The organism is Streptomyces sp. NBC_00483 (assembly GCF_036013745.1).
Lineage (GTDB): Bacteria > Actinomycetota > Actinomycetes > Streptomycetales > Streptomycetaceae > Streptomyces.
The window spans coordinates 7,175,087-7,200,651 of the sequence record NZ_CP107880.1; the positions used below are offsets into that span (position 1 = coordinate 7,175,087).

A 25,565-nucleotide genomic window follows, 5' to 3' on the forward strand; every position below is an offset into this window, starting at 1 on the left:
GCATGGGCAATCCCGAGGCGTCCGCGGTCGTCGGGGCGTACCGCACCCTTGTCCCGAGCGGGCTGCGGCGCCGGATCGCGCGCCGTGTACCGATCCGTCTGCGGACAGGACTCAAGCAGCTGTTGCGCCATGCGACGGCCGTGACCCTGCTGGCCCGCGCCCTGCGCGCCGCGCGGGCGCGCCGGCGCTGGCCGCATCTGTTCAACGCGCAGGAGCGGCTCGCCGTCCTGGCCGGACACAGCAGACACGTCGCACTGGTGCGCCCCACGGTGTCACCACTCGGACTGCGCGAGGCCAACCTCGAACTCGTCTCGACCTTGTTCGACGAGGAGGGCGTCGACTACTTCGCGATCCGGGGTGAGTCGGACTATCGCTCGTGCCTCGCCGTCGCCGAGGCGGACCGCGACCGGGTGGCTCGGGCGCTGAGCCGCAGCGCCGCCACCGGGCCTGTCTATGTGACCGCCTGCCGCGGCGACGTCGAGGTGGGCCGCCGGGTCCTGTGCGGATCCCGTCGTGCCCGCCAACTCGTGGGCGGAGCGCAAGTGTTGCGTGTCGGCATGGTGTGGAGCGATCCCGCCGCATCCTTGGTCATCGGCCTCGCCCACGGCTGCGACATCGAGTTCTGGCAACAGCAGGACGGCCGACTCGTCGCTCCAAGGCCCAACCGTGTCACCGACGACGTGGCCTTCGACGAACCCAGGGTTGTCGTGCCGGTCAGCAGGCTGACGGGCTTCGCGGCGCTGCACACCCGCCGCACCCGCTCGGTGCGCACCATCGCACCGTGCGCCGACGCACTGCCCGAGGACGTCCGCTTCCCCATCGACGTGGTCTACACCTGGGTCGACGGGGACGACCCCGAGTGGCAGCACCGCCGGGCCGTGTACGGCGAGGGCGGCTATCACTCGGAGTCCGCGAACGCCGCCCGCTATATCAGTCGGGACGAACTCCGCTACTCCCTGCGTGCGTTGGAGCAGAACGCCCCTTGGGTGCGCCACGTCTATCTGGTGACGGACCGTCAACGCCCGGGCTGGCTCAATGAACGCCACCCGCGGATCACCGTGGTCGACCACTCGGAGATCTTCCACGACTCGGCCGCCCTGCCGACGTTCAACTCCCATGCGATCGAGAGCAGGCTGCACCACATCAAGGGCCTGTCCGAGCACTTCCTCTACTTCAACGACGACATGTTCCTCGGGCGTCCGGTCACCCCGGCCGACTTCTTCCTGTCGAACGGCATGACCCGAACCTTCCTGTCGCCGTCCCAAGTCCCCCAGTGGGAGCGGACGCTGGGGGACAGGCCGGTCGACGCGGCCGGGAAGAACAACCGCAGACTGCTGCTGGACAACTTCGGCTCGGCCATCGTCCAGAAGATCCGGCACGCCCCCTATGCGCTGCGGCGCAGCGTGCTCCAGGAGATCGAGACGGAGTTCGCCGAGGCGCACTGGAACACGTCCATGAGCCGGTTCCGCAGCGCGGACGACATCTCCATCCCGTCGTCGCTGTACCACTACTACGCCTACTTCACCGGCCGAGCGATCCCCTCCGAGATCACCTTCGCCTATCTCGACCTGGCCAGGCCCGAGATACAGCGGCGGCTCGGCATCCTGCTGGCCCGCCGTGACCGGCAGGCCTTCTGCATCAACGACACCCTGTCCGACGGGCGCGACGTGGTTCGGCAGACCGTGATGCTCAACAAGTTCCTCCAGGCGTACTACCCCGTGCCGAGTCCGTTCGAGCGCAAGGAGGGCGAGGTCCGATGAAGATCTCCTTCCTCATCAACAACATCTACGGCATCGGCGGCACCAACCGCACGGTCATCAACCTCGCGGAGGCGCTGGCCGTCCACCACGACGTGGAGATCGTCTCGGTGTTCCGGCGTACGACCGCGACCAAGTTCGAGATCTCCCCGCGGATCACCGTTCGCGCCCTCGTCGACCTGCGCCCCGGATCCGCCGACCACACCGCGGCCGGAGGCGACGAGCCCAGCGAAGTGGTGCCGCGTCAGGAGGAGTTCTACGCGCAGTACAGCAGGTTCACCGACGCCCGCATCATCCGGGATCTGGAACGCACCGACGCCGACGTGGTCGTCGGCACCCGGCCCAGCCTCAATCTGTTCGTCGCCGGGTACACCCGCGACGGTGCGCTGCGCATCGCCCAGGAGCACATGACACACCTGGGCATCCCCGCCGCGGTGCGAGCCGAGATGGCCCGGGTCTACCCACGGCTCGACGCCATCACCACGGTCACCGAGGCCGACGCCCGCTCGTTCATGGAGAACACGCCGATCCCCGGCATCTCCGTCGTCGGCATCCCCAACAGCGTGCCCGAGCCGTCCGTACCGCCGTCCGACTGCACGCACAAGGTCGTGGTCAGCGCCGGACGCATGCACCACATCAAGCGGTACGACCTGCTGATCCGGGCCTTCGGGGAACTCGCCGACGAGTTCCCCGACTGGCAACTGCGCATATACGGCGACGGCGGCGAGGCCGGCAAGCTCCGCGAGCTCGTCTCTGAACTGGGCCTGGCCGGACGGGCGTTGCTGATGGGCGGCTTCTCACCGATCGAGTCGGAGTGGGCCAAGGGGTCCATCGCGGCTGTCACCTCCAGCGCGGAGTCCTTCGGTATGACGCTGGTCGAGGCCATGCGCTGCGGACTGCCCGTGGTGTCCACCGACTGTCCCGTCGGCCCGCGCGAGATCCTCCACCCGGGCGAGGACGGCTTTCTCGTGCCCAATGGGCAGGTCGATGGCATCGTCTGGGGGCTTCGACGACTCATGGCCGATGAACCGCTGCGCCGTGCCATGGGGGCCGCCGCCCTGCGCAACGGAGCCGATTACGACCCGTCCGCCGTGGCGGCCCGCTACGTCGCGCTGTTCGAGGAGGCCGCCCGCAAGCGAGCCGCCGCCCAGCGGGGCTACCGGTCCCCGGGGTCGGCCCGTCGCGCCGGCGGCGGCGTTCTCACCGTGCCCCCGGTGACGCTGGGCGCGGCCACCGTGGACGTCACCACCGATGACACGGGCTGGCTGCGCTTTTCGGCCGACGGTCCCGGGGAGGGCCGCCGCCGCTGGCAGTTCACGCTGCGCCACAAGCCGTCGGACGGTGAGCGCCGCCCCGATCTCCCGTTGCGCACCTCGCGCAAGGATCTGGACAACGGTGCGACCCGATATTCCGCCGCGCTCACGCCGTCCGCCTTCGACGCCCTCGGCGACGGGCGCTGGCAGGTGACCATGAGCGCTCCCAACGTCGCCCCCGTGCACATGAAGGCAGGAGTCCGGGACACCCGTGCCCTGATCGGTGCGCGCGCCCGTGTGATCGACCGCCCGCCCACAGGACCGATCGCCTGGAACCTCCCGTACGCCCAGCCGAACGGTCGGCTCATGCTGCGGACCGTGCTGCGTGAGGAGCACGTCGAGTGCACCGAAGTCGATGTCGACGCCGACACGATCTCCCTGCGCGGTGTGCTGTGCGGCGGCCTCCGGATGGAGCCCGGTGCCCAGTTCGTCGTCAGCCGCCGAGGCCGACATGCGCGCAATGTTGCCGTACAGGTAGGGATCCTGGGCCGGCAGTCGTTCCGGGCCGAGGTACCACTGCGCCATGTCGTCGACCTTCGCCTGGAGCGGTGGGAGGACTGGGACTGGTGGCTGCAGCCCGACCCGTACGACCGGCGCAAGGTGCGCGTCTGCCATCTGCTGGAGGACTTCCACGACGTGAAGAGCGCCTACGTATACCCGTCGGTCCCGCTCGCGGGGGAGGAGGCCTCGGAGTTCGCCGTGGTCCACCCGGCGCGCCCGGTGTGGGTGCGTCCGTACTGCTCGGCATCCGGGGCCATGGCCATGAACGTGGTGGACCGATGACCGTCCCGGAGACCTCGCCGACCCGTTCCGTCCTGCACATCGTCGCCCACCAGGACGACGACCTGTACTTCATGAACCCCGACCTGGTGCGCTCCCTGCAGGACGGCGACGACGTCACGACGGTGATCGTCACCGCGGGAGAGGGTGACGGCATCAACGTCGACACCGGCGAACCGCAACGCAAGGCCGTGGCACCCGACTTCGCCCGCTACAGCACCGAACGCGGGTGCGGCCTGCGCTCGGCGTACGCCCGGATGGCGACGGGTGACCGCGACCGTCCGTGGCACCGCGAGGCGGTGGAGATCGTCCCCGGATTCGCCGTGGAGCGGTTCGTCCTCGTCGGCCACCCCTCCGTGTGCCTGTACTTCTTCCAGCTGCACATGGGCGCACCCACGGAGCGGGGCACCCGCACCAGGCTGCACGAGCTGTGGGAGGGCGCGCTGCGCACCCAGCGCACGCTGCCCGTGCACGGCGGGGTCGTGACCGAGGCCCAGCACATCACCCGGGACCAGGTGATCGGCGGGCTCGCGGCACTGCTCGACCGCATCCGGCCGACCACTGTCCGCACCATGGACCCCGACCCCGAACACGACGGTGGCCGAACGGAGTTCGTCTGCTCCGACCACATCGACCACACCACGACCACCCAGTTCGCCCTCGCGGCCCTCACTCGGCACCGCGAGGCGGGGCACACCACCGTCGTCGAGCACTATCGCGGCTACGCCAACCGTTTCTGGGGCTACAACCTCGACTCGGACGCGGTGACGGAGAAGGCCGAGTACCTGGCGACGTACAGCGGCCTCGACGCCCCCGACGACTGCCGGCACGGCACCTGTCACACCTGTGGCGACCGACAGCTGGGCCCGGACCCGTTCCGCAGCACACACATGATGAGCACCGCCCACCGGTACTCGCCGACCACCGGGTGGCTGCGCCTCGGCCCGGGCGGGCGGCTCAATGCCTTCGGAGTGCTGGGCGGTCGGCTTGCCTTCTGGACGGAGACCGGGCCGGCGAGCGGCGAGTGGAAGGGGCCGTTCGTGCTCGGTGAGGGCTGGGTGGCTCCCACCCTGGCCGTTGCCGGACTTCCCGGTGGGTCCGCGGAACTCGCGGCCCTGCGCCGCCAGCACGTCATCGGCAGCGGGGTCACCGTCGACGTCGTCCACACCACCCAGGACCCGGACGGCAACGGATTCAGCGGCTGGCAGAGCCTGGAGAACCCCGACTGGGCGCACGGCGACGCGCACCGCCAGCGGGAGTTGGGAGTGCCGCACGCGGCGGTCGACGCGGCCGGCCGGCTGTACGTCTTCTGCCGCGACTTCGACCAGGGCATCAGCGTGCGCCGTCGGGACACGGACGGCACCTGGGCGCCGTGGGAGAGCATCGGCGGCAGTTTCGTCCAGGACGCGGGCACAGCCGTCACCACTGAGCGCGGCACCGTGGAGTTGTTCGTGCCGGGCAAGACCTCGGTCTGGCGCTGGCACCAGACCGAACCGGGAGGCCCGTTCCTGCTGGACGACACCCTCAAGACGGGGCGGCCGGCGACCGGCGGGCTCTCCGCGGTCGATTCCGGCGGCGGTCGCACCTGCCTGTATTTCCGGGAGGCCGGGACCCAGCAGGTCATGGCCTACCGGCAGCATGCCGACGGTCGCTGGCCGGGCTCGGGGGCGGGGCTCGGCGGCCACGGTGGCACCGGCGCGGTGGCCGCGCTGTGGGCCCCCGAACGCGGGGCACGCGAGGCCTTCTTGGCGCATCGCGGCAGCCGGGGCCGAGTGGTCGTTTCGATGCCCGACCGCGACAAGGACGTCTCTGGTACGCACTGGCGCGAGTCGGGGGAGATGTTCACGAACGCCCCGTCGATGGCGTACGACGCGTCCGGGGCGCTGGCCGTAGCGGTCATCGGCCTGGACGGTCGACTACGAGTGCGGCGACAGCTGTCTCCCAAGGCAGGGAGCCCGTTGGGGCCGTGGAGCTCCTGACCGCACTGTGACGGCTACCCACGAATATTTCGTGGGTAGCCGTCACAGTCACATCAGACGCACACCACTACGCCGGAACCGAAGCCACCCCGGCCTCCAGGAACTTCTTCCCGATGACCCGCTCCGAGACGCCCGCCCGGTCCAGGTACGGAGTGATTCCGCCCAGGTGGAAGGGCCAGCCCGCACCCGTGATCAGGCACAGGTCGATGTCCTGGGCCTCGGCCACGACGCCCTCGTCGAGCATCAGGCCGATCTCCTGGGCCACCGCGTCGAGGACGCGGTCGCGGACCTGCTCCTCCGTGAGGACCACGTCGCCCTGCTCGAGGAGCGCCGCGACCTCCGGGTCCAGCTCCGGCTTGCCGGAGTCGTAGACGTAGAAGCCGCGCTTGCCGGCCTTGACGACCGCCGCGAGGTTCGGGGAGACCGTGAAGCGCTCCGGGAAGGCGCGGTTGAGGGTCTCCGAGACGTGGAGACCGATCGCCGGGCCGACCAGCTCGAGCAGCACCAGCGGGGACATCGGGAGGCCGAGGGGCTCGACCGCCTTCTCCGCCACGGCCACCGGCGTGCCCTCGTCGATGACGTTCTGGATCTCGCCCATGAAGCGGGTCAGGATGCGGTTGACCACGAACGCCGGGGCGTCCTTGACCAGGACCGCGGTCTTCTTCAGCTTCTTGGCGACGCCGAACGCCGTGGCCAGCGCCGCGTCGTCCGTCTGCTCGCCGCGGACGATCTCCAGGAGCGGGAGGATCGCGACCGGGTTGAAGAAGTGGAAGCCGACCACGCGCTCGGGGTGCTTGAGCTTCGAGGCCATCTCCGACACCGACAACGACGACGTGTTCGTCGCCAGGATCGCGTGTGCGGGGGCCACGGCCTCCACCTCCGCGAACACCTGCTGCTTGACGCCGATCTCCTCGAAGACCGCCTCGATGATGAAGTCGGCGTCCGAGAAGCCCTCCGCCTTGTCCAGGACACCGGAGACCAGGCCCTTGAGGCGGTTCGCCTTGTCCTGGTTGATGCGGCCCTTGCCGAGCAGCTTGTCGATCTCGGCGTGGACGTAGCCCACACCCTTGTCGACGCGCGCCTGGTCGATGTCCGTGAGGACGACCGGGACCTCGAGGCGGCGCAGGAAGAGCAGCGCCAGCTGCGAGGCCATCAGGCCCGCGCCGACCACGCCGACCTTCGACACCGGGCGCGCCAGGTTCTTGTCCGGGGCGCCCGCCGGGCGCTTCGCGCGCTTCTGGACGAGGTTGAACGCGTAGATGCCCGCGCGCAGTTCGCCGCCCATGATCAGGTCCGCGAGGGCCTGGTCCTCGGCGTCGAAGCCGGCCTGCAGGTCACCGGACTTGGCGTTCGCGATGATGTCCAGCGCGCGGTACGCCGCCGGGGCCGCGCCGTGCACCTTGCCGTCGGCGATGAACTTGCCGCGCGCCACGGCCTGGTCCCAGGCCTCGCCGCGGTCGACGTCCGGGCGCTCGACCTTGACGTTCCCCTTGAGGACGTCCGCGGTCCAGAGCAGGGACTGCTCCAGGAAGTCGGCGCCCTCGAACAGCGCGTCCGCGATGCCGAGTTCGTAGACCTGCTTGCCCTTGAGCTGCTTGTTCTGGTTGAGGCTGTTCTCGATGATCACCGAGACGGCCTTGTCCGCACCGATCAGGTTCGGGAGCAGCGCGCAGCCGCCCCAACCCGGGACCAGACCGAGGAAGACCTCGGGGAGCGAGAAGGCCGGGAGGGCCTTCGAGACGGTGCGGTAGCTGCAGTGCAGGCCGACCTCGACGCCGCCGCCCATCGCCGCGCCGTTGTAGTACGCGAAGGTGGGGACCGCGAGGGCGGAGAGGCGCTTGAAGACCTCGTGGCCGCCCTTGCCGATGGCGAGCGCGTCGTCGTGCTTCTTCAGCAGCTCGACGCCCTTGAGGTCGGCGCCGACCGCGAAGATGAACGGCTTGCCGGTGACGCCGACGCCGACGATGTCGCCCTCGGCGGCCTCCTTCTCCACCTGGTCGATCGCCGTGTTCAGGTTGGCGAGCGAGGCCGGGCCGAAGGTGGTCGGCTTGGTGTGGTCCAGGCCGTTGTCCAGCGTGATGAGGGCGAACTTGCCCGCACCGTACGGGAGATCGAGGTGGCGTACGTGCGCGGACGTGACGACCTCGTCGGGGAAGAGGGCCGAGGCGCCCTTCAGGAGCTCAGCGGTGGTGGTGCTCACTTGTCGCCTCCGGCGTCCTTGTGGTGCGGGTTCTCCCAGATGACCGTGGCGCCCATGCCGAAGCCGACGCACATGGTCGTGAGGCCGTAGCGGACCTCCGGGTGCTCCTCGAACTGGCGGGCCAGCTGCGTCATCAGACGGACGCCGGAGGAGGCGAGCGGGTGGCCGTACGCGATGGCGCCGCCGTACTGGTTGACGCGCGCGTCGTCGTCGGCGATGCCGTAGTGGTCCAGGAAGGCCAGGACCTGGATGGCGAACGCCTCGTTGATCTCGAAGAGGTTGATGTCCTCGATCGACAGGCCGGCCTTCGCGAGGGCCTTTTCCGTCGCCGGGATCGGGCCGTAGCCCATGACCTCCGGCTCCACGCCCACGAAGGCGTAGGAGACGAGGCGCATCTTCACCGGGAGGTTGTTCTCGCGGGCGAAGTCCTCGGAGGCGATGATCGAGGCCGTCGCGCCGTCGTTGAGACCGGCCGCGTTGCCGGCCGTGACGCGGCCGTGCGTGCGGAACGGGGTCTTGAGGCCCGCGAGGTTCTCGAGCGTCGTGCCCGGGCGCATCGGCTCGTCGGCCGTGACCAGGCCCCAGCCGGTCTCGCCGACCTCGGCGTTGGTGTTGCGGACGGAGATCGGGACGAGGTCCTGCTGGATCTTCCCGTCCGCGTACGCCTTCGCCGCCTTCTCCTGCGAGCGCACGGCGTACTCGTCGGCGCGCTGCTTGGTGATGTGCGGGTAGCGGTCGTGCAGGTTCTCCGCCGTCATACCCATGAAGAGGGCCGACTCGTCGACCAGCTTCTCCGATACGAAGCGGGGGTTCGGGTCCACGCCCTCGCCCATGGGGTGGCGGCCCATGTGCTCGACACCACCCGCGATGACGGCGTCGTACGCGCCGAAGGCGATGGAGCCCGCGGTGGTGGTGACGGCCGTGAGCGCGCCGGCGCACATGCGGTCGATGGAGTAGCCGGGGACCGACTGCGGCAGGCCCGCGAGGATGCCCGCGGTGCGGCCGATGGTCAGGCCCTGGTCACCGATCTGCGTGGTCGCGGCGACGGCGACCTCGTCGATCTGCGCGGGGTCCAGGTTCGGGTTGCGGCGCAGCAGCTCCCGGATGGACTTGACGACCAGGTCGTCGGCGCGGGTCTCGTGGTAGATGCCCTTCGGGCCCGCCTTGCCGAACGGGGTGCGGACGCCGTCGACGAAGACGACGTCCCTGACGGTACGAGGCACGATGGCTCTCCTCCTGGTGCGGGAATGCGCTGCCGCGCGGCGCGGGCGTCCGGTACGGACCCGTTTCCGGGTACGCGGACGGCGCGCTGCGAATACCGTCATGCTACTTGCGGGTAACCAAGTCTTGAAGCCCCCCGGGCCGGAGCGGCGAAGGTCACACCTCCTAAGCCCCTGCGGCGATTGAGCAGCGGGGTCCGGGGCAGAGCCCCGGGGCGGAGGACGGAGGGGCCGCCACCCACGGGGCCCGTGAACGCCGTACGCCCCCGACCGGAAGTCGGGGGCGTACGGAAGAGGGGATGGGATCAGGCCGTCAGCGCCGGGAGCAGGACCGGGGTCACCTGCTCCACCTGCCAGCGCCGCGCCCCGTGCGAGGCCAGCGCCTCCGCCACGGATTCCGCGTCCACGACCGCCGGAGGCTCCCAGCACACCCGGCGCACCGTGTCCGGCGTGATCAGGTTCTCCTGGGGCATCGAGAGCGTCTCGGCGAGGGCAGAGACCGCCGCGCGCGCCGCCGAGAGGCGGGCCGCCGCGGCGGGGTCCTTGTCGGCCCAGGCGCGGGGCGGGGGCGGTCCCGTCGTGGGCTGGCTGGGCTGCGGCAGCTCGGAGTCCGGCAGGGCCCGCGCCCGGTCGACCGCCGCCTGCCACTGCTCCAGCTGGCGCCGGCCCATGCGGTGGCCGAAGCCGGGCAGCGCGGACAGTGCGTGCACATTGAGCGGCAGCGCGAGTGCGGCCTCGACGATCGCCGAGTCACCGAGCACCTTGCCCGGCGACACGTCCCGCCGCTGGGCGACCTGGTCGCGCGCCGTCCACAGCTCGCGGACGACCGCCATCTGACGCCGGCGCCGCACCTTGTGCATGCCGGACGTGCGCCGCCAGGGGTCCTTGCGCGGCGGCGGGGGCGGGGCCGAGGCGATGGCGTCGAACTCCTCGTGGGCCCACTCCAGCTTGCCCTGCCGGTCGAGCTCCTTCTCCAGCGCGTCGCGCAGGTCGACGAGGAGTTCGACGTCGAGCGCGGCGTAGCGCAGCCAGGGCTCGGGCAGCGGGCGCGTCGACCAGTCGACGGCGGAGTGGCCCTTCTCCAGTACGTAGCCGAGCACGTTCTCGACCATCGCGCCGAGGCCCACCCGCGGGAAACCGGCGAGCCGTCCGGCCAGCTCGGTGTCGAAGAGGTGGGCGGGCCGCATGCCTATGTCGCGCAGGCACGGCAGGTCCTGGGTGGCGGCGTGCAGGTCCCATTCGGCGTCGCCGATGGCCTCGCCGAGGGAGGAGAGGTCGGGGCAGGCGACCGGGTCGATGAGCGCGGTGCCCGCGCCTTCGCGGCGCAGCTGCACCAGATAGGCGCGCTGCCCGTAGCGGTAGCCGGAGGCGCGCTCGGCGTCGACGGCGACAGGGCCGGTGCCGGCGGCGAAGGCCGCGACGACATCGGCGAGCGAGGCCTCGTCGGCGATCACCGGCGGGATGCCCTCGCGGGGTTCGAGGAGGGGGGTGGGCGCACCGTCGACTGAACCAACAGATCCTTCAGCAGAAGATCCGCCGTCGTCCAGAGGGGCGCCTCCGGTGGTGCGCAGTGAACTGTCTGCTGCGGTCTCTTGGGCGTCGGTCACCTGTCAAGAGTATCTGTGAACGCACGGCGCCCGTCGACGGAACGTTCCGTCGACGGGCGCCGTGCCGAAGTAAACCGGACGAATCCGGCCACGGGTCGATCAGTGGATGATGCCGGTGCGCAGTGCGACCGCGACCATGCCGGCCCGGTCACCCGTGCCGAGCTTGCGCGCGATGCGGGCGAGGTGGCTCTTGACGGTCAGGGCGGACAGGCCCATCGAGACGCCGATGGCCTTGTTCGACTGGCCCTCGGCGACGAGCCGGAGCACCTCCACTTCGCGGCCGGAGAGTTCGCGGTAGCCGCCCGGGTGGCTCGGGGCACCCGGGGGGCGACGGTGCATACGGGCGGCCGCGGCGCCGATCGGGGCGGCGCCGGGGCGGGTGGGCAGGCCGATGTTGGTACGGGTGCCGGTGACGACATAGCCCTTGACGCCGCCCGCGAGGGCGTTGCGCACGGCACCGATGTCGTCGGCGGCGGAGAGGGCGAGCCCATTGGGCCAGCCCGCGGCTCGGGTTTCGGAGAGGAGCGTCAGGCCGGATCCATCGGGGAGGTGGACGTCGGCGACGCAGATGTCGCGGGGGTTGCCGATGCGGGGACGAGCCTCAGCGACGGACGAGGCCTCGATCACGTCACGAACACCGAGCGCCCACAGATGGCGGGTCACGGTGGAACGGACGCGGGGGTCGGCCACGACCACCATCGCCGTCGGCTTGTTCGGGCGGTAGGCGACCAGGCTTGAGGGCTGCTCGAGGAGAACGGACACCAGGCCTCCTGGGGTGCGGGACGGAGCCGGCTCGGGGATGAAGCCGGGATGAACCGTGCTTTCAAGGTCACTGGGTCCTTCGGCACCAAACCCGGCCGCCTTTAGAGAATGATCACGATTTGGTGAGTAACAATGCGAGCAATTCGGACACGCTAGCGACCATTCGAAAGGGTGCCGAATAGTCAGGAGTCGCATCCAATCGAACCAAATCCGACTGACCGGGGCCATTTCGAAAGGATCCGAAACATGGGAAGGCCGTGTCGGAGGTGCTCCGACACGGCCGAAAATGATCCCTGGGAAACGGCGCTCAGGAAGGCCGCGGCCCCCGCCGCTGCGGCAGCGTCACCACCGCGCCGTCCGGCCCCTGCGGCCCCGCCGCCACCGGCGGAAGGCCCGCGATCTGGCACAGCACCTCGCACCACGCCGCGAGATGCGCCGCCGTGTCCGGTACGCCGCCCAGACCCTCGCGCGGTGTCCACGACGCCCGGATCTCGATCTGCGAGGCGGGCGCCCGGTCGCCGAGCCCGCCGAAGTAGTGCGAACTCGCACGAGTGACTGTGCCCGATGGCTCCCCGTAGGAGAGGCCGCGGGCCTGCAGCGCGCCCGTCAGCCAGGACCAGGAGACGTCCGGGAGCAGGGGGTCGGCCGCCATCTCGGGTTCGAGTTCGGCCCGGACCAGGGTCACGAGCCGGAACGTGCCGTGCCAGGCGTCGTGGCCCTCCGGATCGTGCAGCAGGACGAGCCGGCCGTCGGCCAGATCCTCGTCACCGTCCACGACCGCGGCCTCGAGCGCGTACGAAAAGGGGGCCAGGCGCTGCGGCGGCCGCGTCGGGTCGATCTCGATCTCCGGGCGGAGCCGCGCGGACCGCAGGGCGTCGACCGCCGTGCGGAAGGCGGGCGGGGTGGGGTCGTGCTCCTGTGCAGCGTTCATGTCCCGAGCGTTCTGCCCCTCCCGCACCGATTCACTCATCCCGCCTGTGTCGTCGTGGTCGTCGCGCCCGTCGCCCGACCGTTGTCCCTGAGCCGCAGCCATGCCGGGAAGGTTAAGGGGAGCGGGCCCCGCGCGTGGGGAGGGACACCCCTCTCGGAGCCCCCTTCCCCAGGTCCTTCACAGGCGACGTCGGGGGCGTGCGAAACTTTCGGGTGTGAGTGCCAACACCGAGGCCACGGGCCAGCAGCCGTCAGCGACGTACGAAGCCACGAAGGCGACCAGGAACTCAGCCTTCCTCAAGGCGTGCAGGCGCGAGCCCGTGCCGCACACGCCGGTGTGGTTCATGCGCCAGGCCGGCCGCTCGCTGCCGGAGTACCACAAGGTGCGCGAGGGCATCGCGATGCTGGACTCCTGCATGCGCCCCGACCTGGTCGCCGAGATCACGATGCAGCCGGTGCGCCGGCACGGCGTCGACGCGGCGATCTACTTCAGCGACATCGTCGTGCCCCTCAAGGCCATCGGCATCGACCTCGACATCAAGCCCGGTGTCGGCCCGGTCATCGCCGACCCGATCCGCACGCGCGCCGACCTGGCCCGGCTGCGGGACCTCACCCCCGAGGACGTCTGGTACGTCACGGAGGCCATCGGGCTGCTCACCGCCGAGCTCGGCGAGAAGCCGCTGATCGGCTTCGCGGGCGCCCCGTTCACGCTCGCCAGCTACCTCGTGGAGGGCGGCCCGTCCCGCAACCACGAGCACACCAAGGCGCTCATGTACGGCGACCCGCAGCTCTGGGCCGACCTGGTCGACCGGCTCGCCGAGATCACCTCCGCGTTCCTCAAGGTGCAGATCGAGGCCGGCGCCAGCGCCGTCCAGCTGTTCGACTCCTGGGTGGGGGCGCTCGCGCCCGCCGACTACCGGCGCTCCGTCATGCCCGCATCGGCGAAGGTCTTCCAGTCCGTCGCGGAGTACGGGGTGCCCCGGATCCACTTCGGTGTCGGCACGGGCGAGCTGCTCGGGCTCATGGGCGAGGCCGGTGCGGATGTCGTCGGTGTCGACTGGCGCGTCCCGCTCGACGAGGCCGCGCGCCGCGTCGGCCCCGGCAAGGCGCTCCAGGGCAACTTCGACCCGGCCATCCTGTTCTCCACGCCCGAGGCCGTCGAGACCAGGGCCAGCGAGGTCCTCGACGCCGCTGCGGGCCTGGAGGGCCACGTGTTCAACCTCGGCCACGGCGTGCCGCCGAACACCGACCCGGACTCGCTGACCCGGCTCGTCGAGTACGTGCACACGCAGACCGCCAAGTAGTTCGCGCCGCCGCCGGGGTCCCTTCGGAATTGCCGAAGGGCCCCTGCGGAGAACGGCCATTGTTCGCGCCCGCCACCTCCGATTGCCTGTGCGGTGCGCCACCCCATCCGGTGGCGCGGGACCGTGGAGGTGGACGTGACCGCGCATGCAGCGTCGCAGGCGGCGGCCGGGACGGCGAAGGAGCCGGGGTTCCGTCGAGGGGTGTCGTCGACGGACTGGTGGATCATCGGCCTGCTGCTGGCCTTCTTCACCCTGAACTTCGCCGACAAGGCGGCCATCGGGCTCGCCGCGCCCGACCTGGAGAAGGACCTCGGGCTCACCGCCGCCCAGTACGGCCTGATGTCGAGCGCCTTCTTCTGGCTGTTCGCGGCGGGCGCGGTCGTCCTCGCGCTGTTCTTCCGGCGGATCGGCTGGCGCTGGTCCGCGGCCGCTCTGATGATCGCGTGGGTGGCGAGCATGGCGCCGCTGACCGTGCCCACCACGGTGGGCGTGGTGATCGCGTCGCGGATGGTGCTCGGCTTCTTCGAGGGCCCCGCCCACGCGCTGTGCCAGTCCGTCGTGGCGGACCGATTCCCTTCCGAGCGGCGGGCGTTCGCGGGCGCGATCGTCAACGCCGGTTCGTCGGTCGGGCCACTGGTGGCCACGCCGCTGCTCACGTGGGTCATCGTCACCTGGACCTGGCACGCGGCGTTCATCGTGCTCGTCGCCACCGGGGCGGTGTGGGCGGTCGTATGGCTGGTCGTGACGCGGCGGGAGCCGGGGATGGGGCCGCGTCCTGCGGCGCCCACGGCGGCGGAGGCCGACCCCAACGGTGACATCGACGTACCGCTGACCTCGCTCCTGCGCACCGGCAGCTTCTGGGGACTCGCCCTGCTCTCCTTCGCCGGATACCTCATCTCCTCGCTCAAGGTGTCCTGGCTGCCCTCGTTCCTGCACGACGGAATGGGCTACTCGCGCGGCACCGTCGGGCTCCTCGCCACGCTCCCGTACGGGCTCGCGATCGTCGTGCTGCTCACCGCCGGGCTGATCTCGGGGCGGATGCTGAAGGCCGGGCGCTCGGCGCGGGCCGCGCGCGGATTCCTGACGATGGGCTATCTCTGCTTCGCGGGCGTCGCCATGATCGCCTTCACGCAGGTGCCGCCGGGCGGGCTCCAACTGGCCCTGGTGGTCGCCGCGTTCTCCATCAACAGCGTGGCGTTCTCGGTCGCCTTCGCGGGCGCCGCCGACTTCCTGCCCCGCAGGCACCGGCCCGGCTTCTTCGGCTGCATCATCGCCGCGTACAGCGTCGCGGGGATCGTCGCGCCGTGGCTGCTCGGCGTCATCGTGGACGCCGCGGACACCGTCTCGCAGGGGTACGCCGACGGGTTCCTCGTCGTCGGCATCACCATCTGCGTCTTCGCCGTCGCGGGCGGGCTGCTGCTGAACCCGGCGCGCTCGCGGGAGGCGCTGCTCGCCGAGACCGCGAAGCGCCGCGCCGCGTCCGTGGAGGTGGCCCGATGAACGCTCTCGCAGGGCTGCGCGTCCTCGACTTCGGGCAGTACATCGCCGCGCCCGGAGCCGGGCAGAACCTCGCCGACCTCGGCGCCGACGTCATCAAGGTGGAACCCCTCTCCGGCGACCAGGCCCGCGGCATCGGCCCCTTCGGCACCGCGATGGTCCGCGCCAACAACCGCGGCAAGCGCAGCATCGCCGTCGACCTGCGCGCGCCCGAGGGCGAGGCCGTGGTCCGCGAACTGCTCGCGTCGGCCGACGTGCTGCTGCACAACTTCCGGCACGGCGTCAGCGAACGCCTCGGCCTCGGCCCGGACGTCCTGCTCGCCCGCCACCCGCGCCTCGTCTACGGCTTCGTCACCGGGTTCGGCACGCGGGGCCCCTCGGCATACCGGGTCGGCCTCGACATCGCGGCGCAGGCCGAGTTCGCCGTCATGGACCTCACCGGGTCGGCGGACGGGGACCCGCAGCGGGTGGGCTTCGCGGTGGCGGACGTGCTGGCGGCGCAGGCGCTGACGTCCGGGGTGCTCGCCGCGCTGCTCCAGCGGGCGACCACGGGGCGCGGCGATGTCGTCGAGACCTCGCTCATGGAGGCCGTCGTGCACGCCCAGGCGTCCACCTGGGCCGAGCACGAGCTGAGCGGCAACGTCCCGCGGCGGCGCGGCAACGGGCAGGCGCTGGCGGCGCCCGCCGCGGACCTGGTGCGGACCCGGGACGGCGGGGCGCTGGTCCTCTCCGCCTATACGAAGGAGAAGTTCGCGGCGCTGTGCGAGGTGATCGGGCGTCCTGAGCTGGCCGGTGACCCCCGGTTCGCGTCCAACCCGGAACGGGTGGCCCACCGCCCGGCGCTGCTCGACGTCCTGCACGACACGCTGGGGCGGCTCGACCGGGGGACCGCGCTGGAACGGCTGCGCTCGGCGGGCATCGTGTGCGGGGCCGTGCGCCGGTTCGACGAGATCGTCGACGACGCCGACCTGCTGGCGTCCGGGATCGTCGCGGACTGCGCCGACCCGGAGGGCGGACGCACCGCCCCCACCACCGCCTTCTCGCTGGGCGGTCGGCGCCCCGCGAGCACCTTGTCCGCGCCGCGGGTCGGTGAGCACACGGTGCGCATCCTGGCGGAACTCGGCCGGGGCGAGGCGGAGATCCGCGCTCTGGTCGACGGCGGCACCGTCGCGGCGGCGGACCTCGCGCCCGCCGGCCCGCCCATGCGCGGCCGGACCCCTTAGTCGTCATTGCGCGGCACCGTGCGCCGCCTTGCCCACCCTGCCGCCCAAGGCGGCAGATTGCCCAAGTCGGGACGGGCACCCCGGCACCACCACCCCCTAGGAGGAATCCGCATGATCGACCCCGACGTCTTCGAGCTCGGCTTCGATGCGTATCTGGCCCGCGTGGCCGCCCTCACCGATGACGTTCTCATTCCCGCCGAGCCGGAGATGGTGGAAGCGGGGGAGGTCCCCGAGCGTGTGGTGGAGGCGCTCGCGAACAACGGGCTGTTCGGTGTGTCGATACCGCGGCGGCTCGGCGGGCTCGAGTGGTCCATGAGCCAACAGGTCCAGCTGACAATGGAGTTCACCCGCGCGTCGTGCGTGTACCGGTCGCGGTTCTCCACCGTCATCGGGCTGTGTTCGCAGGCGATCCTCGACCACGGCACCGACGAGCAGCGCGAGACCATGCTGCCGAAGATGGCGGCGGGGGAGCACGTCACGGCATTCGCGCTCACCGAACCCGGTGCCGGGTCCGACGCCGGTTCGCTCACCACCACCGCGCGCCGGGTCGACGGCGGCTGGGTCATCGACGGGCACAAGCGGTACATCACCAACGCCCACTGGGCCGACGAGCTGGTCGTGTTCGCGCGCACGGGGGAGCCGGAAGACGGCGCCGCGGGCGTCTCCGCGTTCCTCGTGCCGCGCGACACCGAAGGCGTCACGACCCGGCTGCCCACCCGCATGAACGGGCACGCGGAGGCGCCGGTCGCCGAGATCGACCTCGCCGGGGCGCGGGTCGCCGACTCCGCGCTGCTCGGCGGCGAACTCGGCGCCGGGTTCAAGGCCGCACTGCGCGGCATCAACCACGCCCGGCTGCACGTCGCCGCCACCTGCGTCGGACAGGCCACCCGGATGCTGGAGGAGACCTCACGGCACCTGTCGGGCCGGAAACAGTTCGGGGCGCCCCTCGCCGACCTCGGCGCCGTCCAGGCCGACCTCGGCCGCTGCTTCGCCGACCTGGAGGCCGCCCGCGCGCTCACCATGGAGGCCGCCCGCGCCTTCGACTCCGGCACCGTGCCGCGCCACCGCATCGCCGCCGCCAAGCTGTTCGCCTCCGAGATGGCGAGCCGCGTCGCGGACCGCTGCGTCCAGCTCCTCGGCGGCGAGGGCATCGTCGGCGACCACCCCGTACCGCGCATGTGGCGCGACGTACGGGCACTGCGGATCTACGAGGGATCCTCGCCGGTGCACGAGCGCAACCTCGGCCGCGCCGTGAGCAGGCAGGTCGGCGTGGACGGGACGCTGCCCGACACTTACCGTGTCACCCGCGGACCGGCCGCGGGCGCGTAAGGCCTGGTCATCACCCGGGTCCGTTCGACGAGGCACGGGAGTCGCGGTGGAGCTGAGACAGCTGGAGCAGTTTCTGGCCGTGGTGGACCACGGCGGACTCGGGCGCGCCGCCGAGCGCCTGTACCTGTCGCAGCCCACCGTCTCCGGGTCCATCAAGGCCCTGGAGCGCGAGCTGAAGGTCGAGCTGTTCCACCGCACCGCGCGCCGCCTCGTGCCGACCTCGGCGGGCCGACAGCTGGTGCCGCTGGCCCGGCGGGTGCTCGACGACGTGGTCGCCGTCCAGGACGCGATGCGCAGCGCCCGCGAGGTCGGCGGGGGCGTGCTCACGGTGATGTGCACGCCCGACATGTCCGGGGAGGCGGTGGCGTCCTGGGCCGGCGGGTTCACGCGCGCGTACCCGGCGGTCCGGCTCGACATCAGCGAGGTCGGCTCCCGGCACGAACTCGTGGCGGCGGTCGCCGACGGGCGCGCCGAACTGGGCTTCACGCTCGCCCCCGACGAACTCCGCGGCGACCTCGACTTCATCGAACTGGGCGTGCAGCGGCTGCTGTTGGTACGCCCACCGGGACTCGGCGCCCCCGCGACGGGCGAGCGGCGCGTCCCCCTCGCCGGGATCGGTGACCTGCCGCTCGCCCGCCGCCAGGTCACCCGCAACGAGGAGGACGCCGTGCAGGCGGCGCTGGCCGCGCACGGCGTCGACCCGACGACCGGCGCGACCGTGCCCAGCCGCAGCGCCCAGCTCGCCTTCGTGCTCAGGTCCGGGTTCCAGGCGTTCCTGCCGCTGCGGATGTGCGCGGCGGCGCTCGACGCGGGGGCCGAGGTCGTCGAGACCGACCCGCTCATCGAGTCGCCGTTCGGCGTCGTGCACCGCGCCGGTGAACTCGCCCCCGCGGCACAGCAGTTCGTGGCCGACGTCCGGTCGGCGCTGCTGGCCTGGTTCGACGCCATCGAGGCGGGGAGGGAGTCCGGGCTCGGGCTGGTGGACGCGGTGGCCGCGGCGCGGGAGGCGGCGCTTTGAGGCGTCGCGCCGACACCGCGCGCTGAGGCGGTGCTTCGAGCCGGTGTCAGCCCGCTCGGACCGCCGCCACCGCCTTCCGCGCCGCCACCAGCACCGGGTCCCACACCGGAGAGAACGGCGGCGCGTAGCCCAGGTCGAGCGCCGTCATCTGCTCCACCGTCATGCCCGCCGTCAGCGCGACCGCCGCCACGTCGACCCGCTTCGCCGCGCCCTCGCGGCCCACGATCTGCACGCCGAGCAGCCGGCCCGTGCGCCGCTCGGCCAGCATCTTCACCGTCATCAGCGCCGCGCCGGGGTAGTAACCCGCCCTGCTGGTCGACTCGATGGTGACGGTCACGTACTGCAATCCCGCACGTCGAGCGTCCTTCTCGCGCAGGCCCGTACGGGCGATCTCCAGGTCGCACACCTTGCTGACGGCCGTCCCGACGACGCCGGGGAACGTCGCGTAGTCCCCGCCGACGTTCGAGCCGATGACCTGGCCGTGCTTGTTGGCGTGGGTGCCGAGCGCGATGTGCCGCTCGCTTCCCGACACCAGGTCCAGCACCTCGACGCAGTCGCCGCCCGACCAGATGTTCTCGTGGCCGCGCACCCGCATCGCCCGGTCCGTGAGCAGCCCGCCGTGCGCCCCGAGCGGCAGCCCGGCTTCCTGCGCGAGGGTCGTCTCCGGGCGCACGCCGATCCCCAGCACCACCACGTCCGCCGGGTACTCGGCGTCGTCCGTGACCACCGCGCGGGCCCGCCCGTCGTCCCCCGTGAGGATCTTCGTCACCTCGGCGTCGTCGACCATGGTGATGCCCATGCCGGTCATCGCCTCGTGCACGAGCCGGCCCATGTCCGCGTCGAGCGTCGACATCGGCTCGGCGCCGCGGTTCACCACCGTCACCTCGTACCCGCGGTGGATCAGCGCCTCCGCCATCTCCACGCCGATGTACCCGGCGCCCACGACCACGGCATGCCGGCCCTCGGTCGCCCGCAGCGTGTCGAGCAGCGCCTGACCGTCGTCGAGCGTCTGCACGCCGTGCACGCCGGGCGCGTCGATGCCGGGCAGTTCGGGGCGGACGGGCCGGGCGCCGGTGGCGATCACGAGCTTGTCGTACGAGGTCCAGGACTCGGCCCCGCCGTCGAGTTCACGGGAACGTACGCGGCGCCCCGCCACGTCGATCTCCGTGACCTCCGTCCGCGTGCGCAGGTCGATGTCCCGCGCCCGGTGCTCCTCGGGTGTCCGGGCGATCAACTCGTCGCGCTCGGCGACCTGTCCGCCCACCCAGTACGGGATGCCGCATGCCGAGTACGACGTGAAGTGGCCCCGCTCGAAGGCCACGATCTCCAGTTCGTCCGGGCCCTTGAGGCGGCGGGCCTGCGACGCGGCGGACATGCCGGTGGCGTCGCCGCCGATGACCACGAGGCGCTCGCGCGCGGTGTCGGTGCTCATTTCTTTACGCTAACCCGGGGTTGCGGTCGCGGGGCGCTGCCCCGGACCCCGCGCCTCAATCGCCGGCGGGGCTGGAAGGGGCTCCGGCGGGGCTTGATTTGGCGGATGTCTGGTTGCGGGAGCGGAAGAAGCGCGCGAACAGGAAAGCGACCAACGCCAGCAGTGCCGCGAACGGGAGGACTGCTGCCAGGGCGATGCCGATCCATTTCAGGGTCGTGGTGAAGGCGTCCCAGCCGCCCGACAGGGCGTCGAGGAGGTCGGGGTCGTCGTCCGCCGCCGGTGTGGCCGGAGGTGTCTCGGTCAGGCGCAGGGTGATCGTCGCGAGGCTGGTGCGGTCCTTGAGGGAGTCCTGCTGCGCGAGCAGCGCCTCCAGCTCCGACTGGCGCGTGCCCAGCTCGCCCTCCAGGGTCACCACGTCGCTCAACTTCTCCGCCCGGTCCATGAGTTCCCGCACCCGCGCCACGCTCGCCCGCTGCGACTTGATCCGGCTCTCGGCGTCCACGACCTGGTCCGTGACGTCCTTCGCCGTCACGTTTCGCTCCAACAGGCGCCCGCTGCCCGCGAGTTGGTCGAGCACGTCCTCGTACGACTCCTGCGGTACGCGCAGTGTCACGCGGGAGCGCTCGTGGCCGTGGCCGTCCCGGTCGGTCGTCTCGTCGCCGACCAGCCCGCCCGCGTCCTCGGCGGCGGTGCGGGCCCTGTCGAGCGCGTCCGGGACGTCCTTGACGCGCACGGAGAGGTGCGCGGTGCGGATGATGTGCACACCGGTCAGCTTCGGTGGCTTCTTTGCCTGTTGGTCGCTGGAGTCGGCCTTGCCGCCCGCACCACTGTTGCCCGGGCCTGCCTGCCCGGCGGCCTTGTCGTCGGCGTCGCTGCCGCCCGCGTCGCCGCCCGCCCCCGAGCAGCCCGTCAGCGCGAGCGCCACCGCGAACAGTGTCGCGGCGAGCAGCGCCAGCGGTCGTGGCCTGGTGCGTGTCGGCGTACTGGAAAGGTGCATGGACGTACCCCCCGAGGGACGTGACGGTCATCGGACGTCCCCTTCGACGCGCGAGTCCCCCGAACGGTGGTTGCCGACCGGTCCCGAAGCGGTCACGGTCGGGACACGGCCGCGCGCGTCAATCTGGAGCTGACGTTCTGACAAAGTGGGGGGCATGCGTGAAGCGGACACTGTGACGAAGACGGGTCGGGGCAGGCGGGGCAGGAAAGTCCTCGTCATCGGCGGCGGAATTGCCGGCCTCGCGGCCGCCCACCGACTGCTCGACGGGAGCGAGCGGGGCGGGCCGGTACACGTGACCGTCCTGGAGGCCGACGAACGGCTCGGCGGCAAGCTGCACACCGGCGAGATCGCCGGCGCGCGCGTCGACCTCGGCGCCGAGTCGATGCTGGCCCGCCGCCCCGAAGCGGTCGGCCTCGCCCGCGAAGTGGGCCTCGGCGACCGCTTGCAGCCGCCCAGCACGGCCACCGCCTCCATCTGGACCCGCGGCGCCCTGCGCCCGATGCCCAAGGGCCACGTCATGGGCGTGCCCGGCACCGCGGAGGCGCTCGAGGGAGTCCTCTCCGACGAGGGCCTGCGCCGCATCCGCCGCGACGACCACCTGCCGCCCACCCACCTCGGCGAGGACGTCTCCGTCGGCAGGTACGTCGCCGCACGCCTGGGCCGCGAGGTCGTCGACCGGCTCGTCGAACCGCTGCTCGGCGGCGTCTACGCGGGCGACGCCGACCTGATCTCGATGCGCAGCGCCGTGCCGCAGCTGTTCGAGGAGGCGGCGCGCCACGTCTCGCTCACGGAGGCCGTCCGCGCCATCCAGGAGCGCGCCGCGGCCAACCAGCAGACCGGGCCCGTGTTCATGGGCATCGAAGGCGGCATCGGTACGTTGCCGGGGGCGGTCGCCGACGCGGTGCGCGCCAAGGGCGGCGAGATTCTGCTCGGCGAGCGCGCCACCACCCTCACGACCCGCGACGGACAGTGGCAGCTCCGCACCGAGTCCGGCCGCACCTTCGAGGCGGACCAGGTGATCGTCGCGCTCCCGGCCCCCGCCGCCGCGAGCCTGCTGCGCACGGCGTCCCCGATGGCGTCCCAGGAGCTGCGCCGCATCGAGTACGCCTCCATGGCCCTGATCACGATGGCGTTCCGGAAGGCGGAGGCGGACGTTCCGGAGGGCAGCGGCTTCCTCGTCCCGCCGGTCGACGGCCACACCATCAAGGCCGCCACCTTCGCCTCCCGCAAGTGGGGTTGGATCGCCGAGCAGAACCCCGACCTGCTCGTCGTGCGCACCTCGGTCGGCCGCTACGGCGACGAGAAGGACCTCGCCCGCGACGACAACGACCTCGTCGACCTCTCCCGCCAGGACCTGCGCGAGGCCACCGGCCTCAACGCCGCCCCGGTCGCCGCGCACGTCACGCGGTGGAAGGACGGTCTGCCCCAGTACCCCGTCGGGCACGCCGCCCGCGTCGACCGGATCCGCGAGCGCATCGCCGCCGTGCCCGGCCTCGCCGTGTGCGGAGCCGCGTACGACGGCGTCGGCATCCCGGCGTGCATCGCCAGCGCGTACGCGGCCGTGGACATCCTCGGTGGCGACACCACGGCCCTCGACGAGCTGAAGGCCGACCCGGTGCAGAGCATGCACGGCGGAGCGGGAGAATGAGGACATGAGTGACGACGCCACCACCCCCGAGGCCGCCCGCGTTCCGAACAAGGGCAAGCTGGCCAAGGACCTCAACGAGGTCATCCGCTACACCCTCTGGTCCGTCTTCAAGCTGAAGGACGTGCTCCCCGAGGACCGTTCCGGGTACGCGGACGAGGTCCAGGAGCTGTTCGACCAGCTCGCCGCGAAGGACGTGACGATCCGCGGCACGTACGACGTGTCCGGACTGCGCGCCGACGCCGACCTCATGATCTGGTGGCACGCGGAGACGGCCGACCAGCTCCAGGAGGCGTACAACCTCTTCCGTCGCACGAAGCTGGGCCGCGCGCTCGACCCGGTGTGGTCGAACATGGCGCTGCACCGCCCCGCCGAGTTCAACCGCTCGCACATCCCGGCGTTCCTCGCCGACGAGACGCCGCGCGACTACATCTCGGTGTACCCGTTCGTGCGCTCCTACGACTGGTACCTGCTGCCCGACGACGAGCGCCGCAAGATGCTCGCCGACCACGGCAAGATGGCGCGCGGCTACCCGGACGTGCGGGCCAACACGGTCGCGTCCTTCTCGCTCGGCGACTACGAGTGGATCCTCGCGTTCGAGGCGGACGAGCTGTACCGGATCGTGGACCTGATGCGGTTGCTGCGCGCGTCCGAGGCGCGGCGTCACGTCCGTGAGGAAGTTCCGTTCTTCACGGGGCGCCGCAAGTCGGTTTCGGAGTTGGTGGCGGGGCTCGCGTAAGTCGATCAAGCCCCTGCGGCGATTGAGCAGCGGGGTCCGGGGCAGAGCCCCGGGACCCCGACCCCGGAGGGGCTTGAACTTAGCGGCTTGAGCCCAAGGGCTTGGGCTCCTTGTGCGGCGCGCACGAGGCCGCACCATTCTCCGGCAGCTCTCCGCGGAGGAGATACGCGTTCAGGCGACCGTTGACGCACTGGTTCGGGCCCGCCCCGATCCCGTGCGTGCCCGCCTTGCGTTCGGTCACCAGGGACGAACCCGCGAGGCGGCGGTTGAGTTCCTGCGCGCCCTTGTACGGCGTCGCCGCGTCCCGTTCGGCCGCGAGGATCAGCGTCGGCGGGAGTTCGCCCGGGGCGGTGCGCACGTCGAGCGGCTGCTGCCGGGGAGTGGACCAGTAGGCGCACGGCAGGTTCATCCACGCGTTGTCCCACGTCTCGAACGGGGCGCGCTTCGCGAGGGCCGAGTTGTCGCGGTCCCAGGTGCGGAAGTCCGTCGGCCAGGACGCGTCGTTGCACTGGACGGCCGTGTAGACGGCGTTGCTGTTCTCGTCCTCCTTGGCCGACTCCTTGATCGGGGCGGCCTGGTCGACGAGCGGCTTCGGGTCGCCCTTCACGTAGGCGGAGAGCGCGTAGGCCCGCAGCGGCCAGTAGTCGTCGTAGTACCCGGCCTGCAGGAACGCGGACTGCAACTGGGCCGGCCCGACCTTGCCCCCGGCCGGCTTGTGGGACACTTCCGCGCTCACCTTCTCGTACGCGGCCTGCACCTTCCCGGGCGTCCTGCCCAGGTGGTACGCCTTGTCGTGGCGGGCGACCCACGCCTTGAAGTCGGTCCAGCGGCGCTCGAAGGCGGCCGACTGTTCGAGGTTGTTGGCGTACCAGATCCCGTCGGGGGACGGGTCGACCGCCGAGTCGAAGACCATCCGCCGCACGTGCGAGGGGAACAGCTCCGCGTACACGGCACCCAGGTACGTGCCGTACGAGGCGCCGATGAACGTCAGCTTCTTCTCGCCGAGCGCGGCCCGCAGCACATCCAGGTCACGGGCGTTGTTGAGCGTATTGAAGTGCTCGATGTCCGGGTTCCGCCCGGCGCACCCGCGCGCGTACGCCTTCGCCTGCGCGACGCGCTTCTTCTTGTACGCGGCCGAGGGGTGGGTCGGCGACTGCGTCGGGCCCTTCCGGCTCTTCTTCGGGTCCTCGCAGGACAGCGGCGCCGACCGGCCCACGCCGCGCGGGGCGTATCCGACCAGGTCGTACGCGGCGGCGATGGGCCGCCACTCCGGCTGCGTTCCGGCCACCGGGAAGTACATGCCGTTGCCGCCGGGGCCGCCGGGGTTGAAGACGAGCGGGCCCTGCCGGGCGACCTTGCGGCCCTTGTTCTTACCGGTCGTGTTCTTGCCGGTCGCCTTCACGCGGCTGACGGTCAGCTTGATCTTCTTGCCCATCGGGTGCGCGTAGTCGAGCGGGACGGTGACGGTGCCGCACCGGACCGAATCCGGCAGACCCTCGACCTCGGGGCAGGCGCCCCAGCGGATCCCGGCGTCCGCGGCGCGCAGCGCGGCGATCGTGGTGCCGGCCGTCTCGGGGGCGGGCTGCGGTGTGGGCGCGGCGGCGCCCGCGGGGGCGGTGACCAGGGCCGAGAGGATCAAGGATCCCGCGGTGGCGCAGAGGGCGGGGGCTGCTCGCATCGCTTGGACGTATCCCTTCGTCGGGGCCCGCGAACCCGTGCGGCGAAGCGGTTCGCGAGGCCGTGCGACTCGCGCACAAAAGGGATCCTTGGGGCGGCAGTTGACGAAGTAAAGGACCAGGTCGTGGGTGTCGGAACCATGACCCTGATGCGTGG

At 71.6% G+C, this 25,565-nt stretch carries 18 protein-coding genes; 10 read left to right on the forward strand and 8 right to left on the reverse strand.

The window, feature by feature from the left end:
• Positions 1-2 precede the first annotated feature (2 nt).
• From OHA73_RS32210 to OHA73_RS32220, 3 genes are read left to right on the forward strand one after another with little or no spacing between them, the layout of a single operon-like run.
• Positions 3-1,760 carry a stealth family protein gene (locus OHA73_RS32210; protein WP_327658565.1) on the forward strand — a complete coding sequence of 586 codons (1,758 nt, stop codon included), beginning with the start codon at positions 3-5 and terminating at the stop codon, positions 1,758-1,760.
• Positions 1,757-3,853: a glycosyltransferase family 4 protein gene (locus tag OHA73_RS32215; protein WP_327656768.1), complete on the forward strand. Its 2,097-nt coding sequence runs from the start codon at positions 1,757-1,759 to the stop codon at positions 3,851-3,853. The genes OHA73_RS32210 and OHA73_RS32215 overlap by 4 nt, the downstream gene beginning before the upstream one ends.
• Positions 3,850-5,829 carry a hypothetical protein gene (locus OHA73_RS32220; RefSeq protein WP_327656769.1) on the forward strand — a complete coding sequence of 660 codons (1,980 nt, stop codon included), beginning with the start codon at positions 3,850-3,852 and terminating at the stop codon, positions 5,827-5,829. Before OHA73_RS32215 ends, OHA73_RS32220 begins: the two co-directional genes overlap by 4 nt.
• 67 nt (positions 5,830-5,896) lie before the next feature.
• Here the strand turns inward: OHA73_RS32220 and OHA73_RS32225 are convergent, their stop codons facing one another.
• The 5 genes from OHA73_RS32225 to OHA73_RS32245 form a co-directional block, all read right to left on the reverse strand.
• Positions 5,897-8,029, reverse strand: coding sequence for a 3-hydroxyacyl-CoA dehydrogenase NAD-binding domain-containing protein (locus OHA73_RS32225; RefSeq protein ID WP_266715087.1), 2,133 nt, complete (start codon positions 8,027-8,029; stop codon positions 5,897-5,899).
• Entirely contained in the window at positions 8,026-9,252 is a 1,227-nt protein-coding gene (locus OHA73_RS32230) for a thiolase family protein (RefSeq protein ID WP_266715088.1), read from the reverse strand. The genes OHA73_RS32225 and OHA73_RS32230 overlap by 4 nt, the downstream gene beginning before the upstream one ends.
• Before the next feature lie 302 nt (positions 9,253-9,554).
• Positions 9,555-10,856, reverse strand: a complete 1,302-nt coding sequence (locus tag OHA73_RS32235) for a ribonuclease D (protein ID WP_327656770.1) — start codon at positions 10,854-10,856, stop codon at positions 9,555-9,557.
• 99 nt (positions 10,857-10,955) lie between these two features.
• Complete coding sequence (locus tag OHA73_RS32240) at positions 10,956-11,618, reverse strand: response regulator transcription factor (RefSeq protein ID WP_266602921.1); 663 nt, start codon at positions 11,616-11,618, stop codon at positions 10,956-10,958.
• Positions 11,619-11,925: 307 nt separating this feature from the next.
• On the reverse strand, positions 11,926-12,549 hold the full coding sequence (locus tag OHA73_RS32245; protein WP_266715090.1) for a DUF3000 domain-containing protein: 624 nt from the start codon (positions 12,547-12,549) through the stop codon (positions 11,926-11,928).
• Positions 12,550-12,763: 214 nt separating this feature from the next.
• Between OHA73_RS32245 and hemE the strand changes: the two genes are divergently transcribed.
• The 5 genes from hemE (at position 12,764) to OHA73_RS32270 (ending at position 18,919) form a co-directional block, all read left to right on the forward strand.
• Positions 12,764-13,852 carry a uroporphyrinogen decarboxylase gene (hemE, locus tag OHA73_RS32250; protein ID WP_327656771.1) on the forward strand — a complete coding sequence of 363 codons (1,089 nt, stop codon included), beginning with the start codon at positions 12,764-12,766 and terminating at the stop codon, positions 13,850-13,852.
• Between the two features lie 135 nt (positions 13,853-13,987).
• On the forward strand, positions 13,988-15,352 hold the full coding sequence (locus OHA73_RS32255) for an MFS transporter (RefSeq protein WP_327656772.1): 1,365 nt from the start codon (positions 13,988-13,990) through the stop codon (positions 15,350-15,352).
• On the forward strand, positions 15,349-16,572 hold the full coding sequence (locus OHA73_RS32260; protein ID WP_267068841.1) for a CaiB/BaiF CoA transferase family protein: 1,224 nt from the start codon (positions 15,349-15,351) through the stop codon (positions 16,570-16,572). The genes OHA73_RS32255 and OHA73_RS32260 overlap by 4 nt, the downstream gene beginning before the upstream one ends.
• Positions 16,573-16,683: 111 nt before the next feature.
• A complete protein-coding gene (locus OHA73_RS32265) occupies positions 16,684-17,901 on the forward strand; it encodes an acyl-CoA dehydrogenase family protein (RefSeq protein WP_327656773.1) in 1,218 nt (405 codons plus the stop codon).
• A 46-nt stretch (positions 17,902-17,947) separates the two neighbouring features.
• Positions 17,948-18,919, forward strand: a complete 972-nt coding sequence (locus tag OHA73_RS32270) for a LysR family transcriptional regulator (protein ID WP_327656774.1) — start codon at positions 17,948-17,950, stop codon at positions 18,917-18,919.
• A gap of 46 nt (positions 18,920-18,965) precedes the next feature.
• Here OHA73_RS32270 and OHA73_RS32275 read toward each other — a convergent pair whose 3' ends face one another.
• Positions 18,966-20,351 carry an FAD-dependent oxidoreductase gene (locus tag OHA73_RS32275; protein ID WP_327656775.1) on the reverse strand — a complete coding sequence of 462 codons (1,386 nt, stop codon included), beginning with the start codon at positions 20,349-20,351 and terminating at the stop codon, positions 18,966-18,968.
• Positions 20,352-20,406: 55 nt separating this feature from the next.
• Complete coding sequence (locus OHA73_RS32280) at positions 20,407-21,348, reverse strand: DUF4349 domain-containing protein (RefSeq protein WP_327656776.1); 942 nt, start codon at positions 21,346-21,348, stop codon at positions 20,407-20,409.
• A gap of 154 nt (positions 21,349-21,502) precedes the next feature.
• On the opposite strand from OHA73_RS32280, the gene hemG reads away from it, so the two are divergent.
• Positions 21,503-22,996: a protoporphyrinogen oxidase gene (gene hemG / locus OHA73_RS32285; RefSeq protein ID WP_327656777.1), complete on the forward strand. Its 1,494-nt coding sequence runs from the start codon at positions 21,503-21,505 to the stop codon at positions 22,994-22,996.
• A 4-nt stretch (positions 22,997-23,000) separates the two neighbouring features.
• Positions 23,001-23,732, forward strand: a complete 732-nt coding sequence (gene hemQ, locus OHA73_RS32290; protein ID WP_266715099.1) for a hydrogen peroxide-dependent heme synthase — start codon at positions 23,001-23,003, stop codon at positions 23,730-23,732.
• 79 nt (positions 23,733-23,811) lie between these two features.
• On the opposite strand, the gene OHA73_RS32295 is transcribed toward hemQ, so the two are convergent.
• Positions 23,812-25,410 (reverse strand): alpha/beta hydrolase, encoded by a 1,599-nt coding sequence (locus tag OHA73_RS32295; RefSeq protein ID WP_327656778.1) that lies wholly within the window; start codon positions 25,408-25,410, stop codon positions 23,812-23,814.
• Between the last annotated feature and the right edge of the window lie 155 nt (positions 25,411-25,565).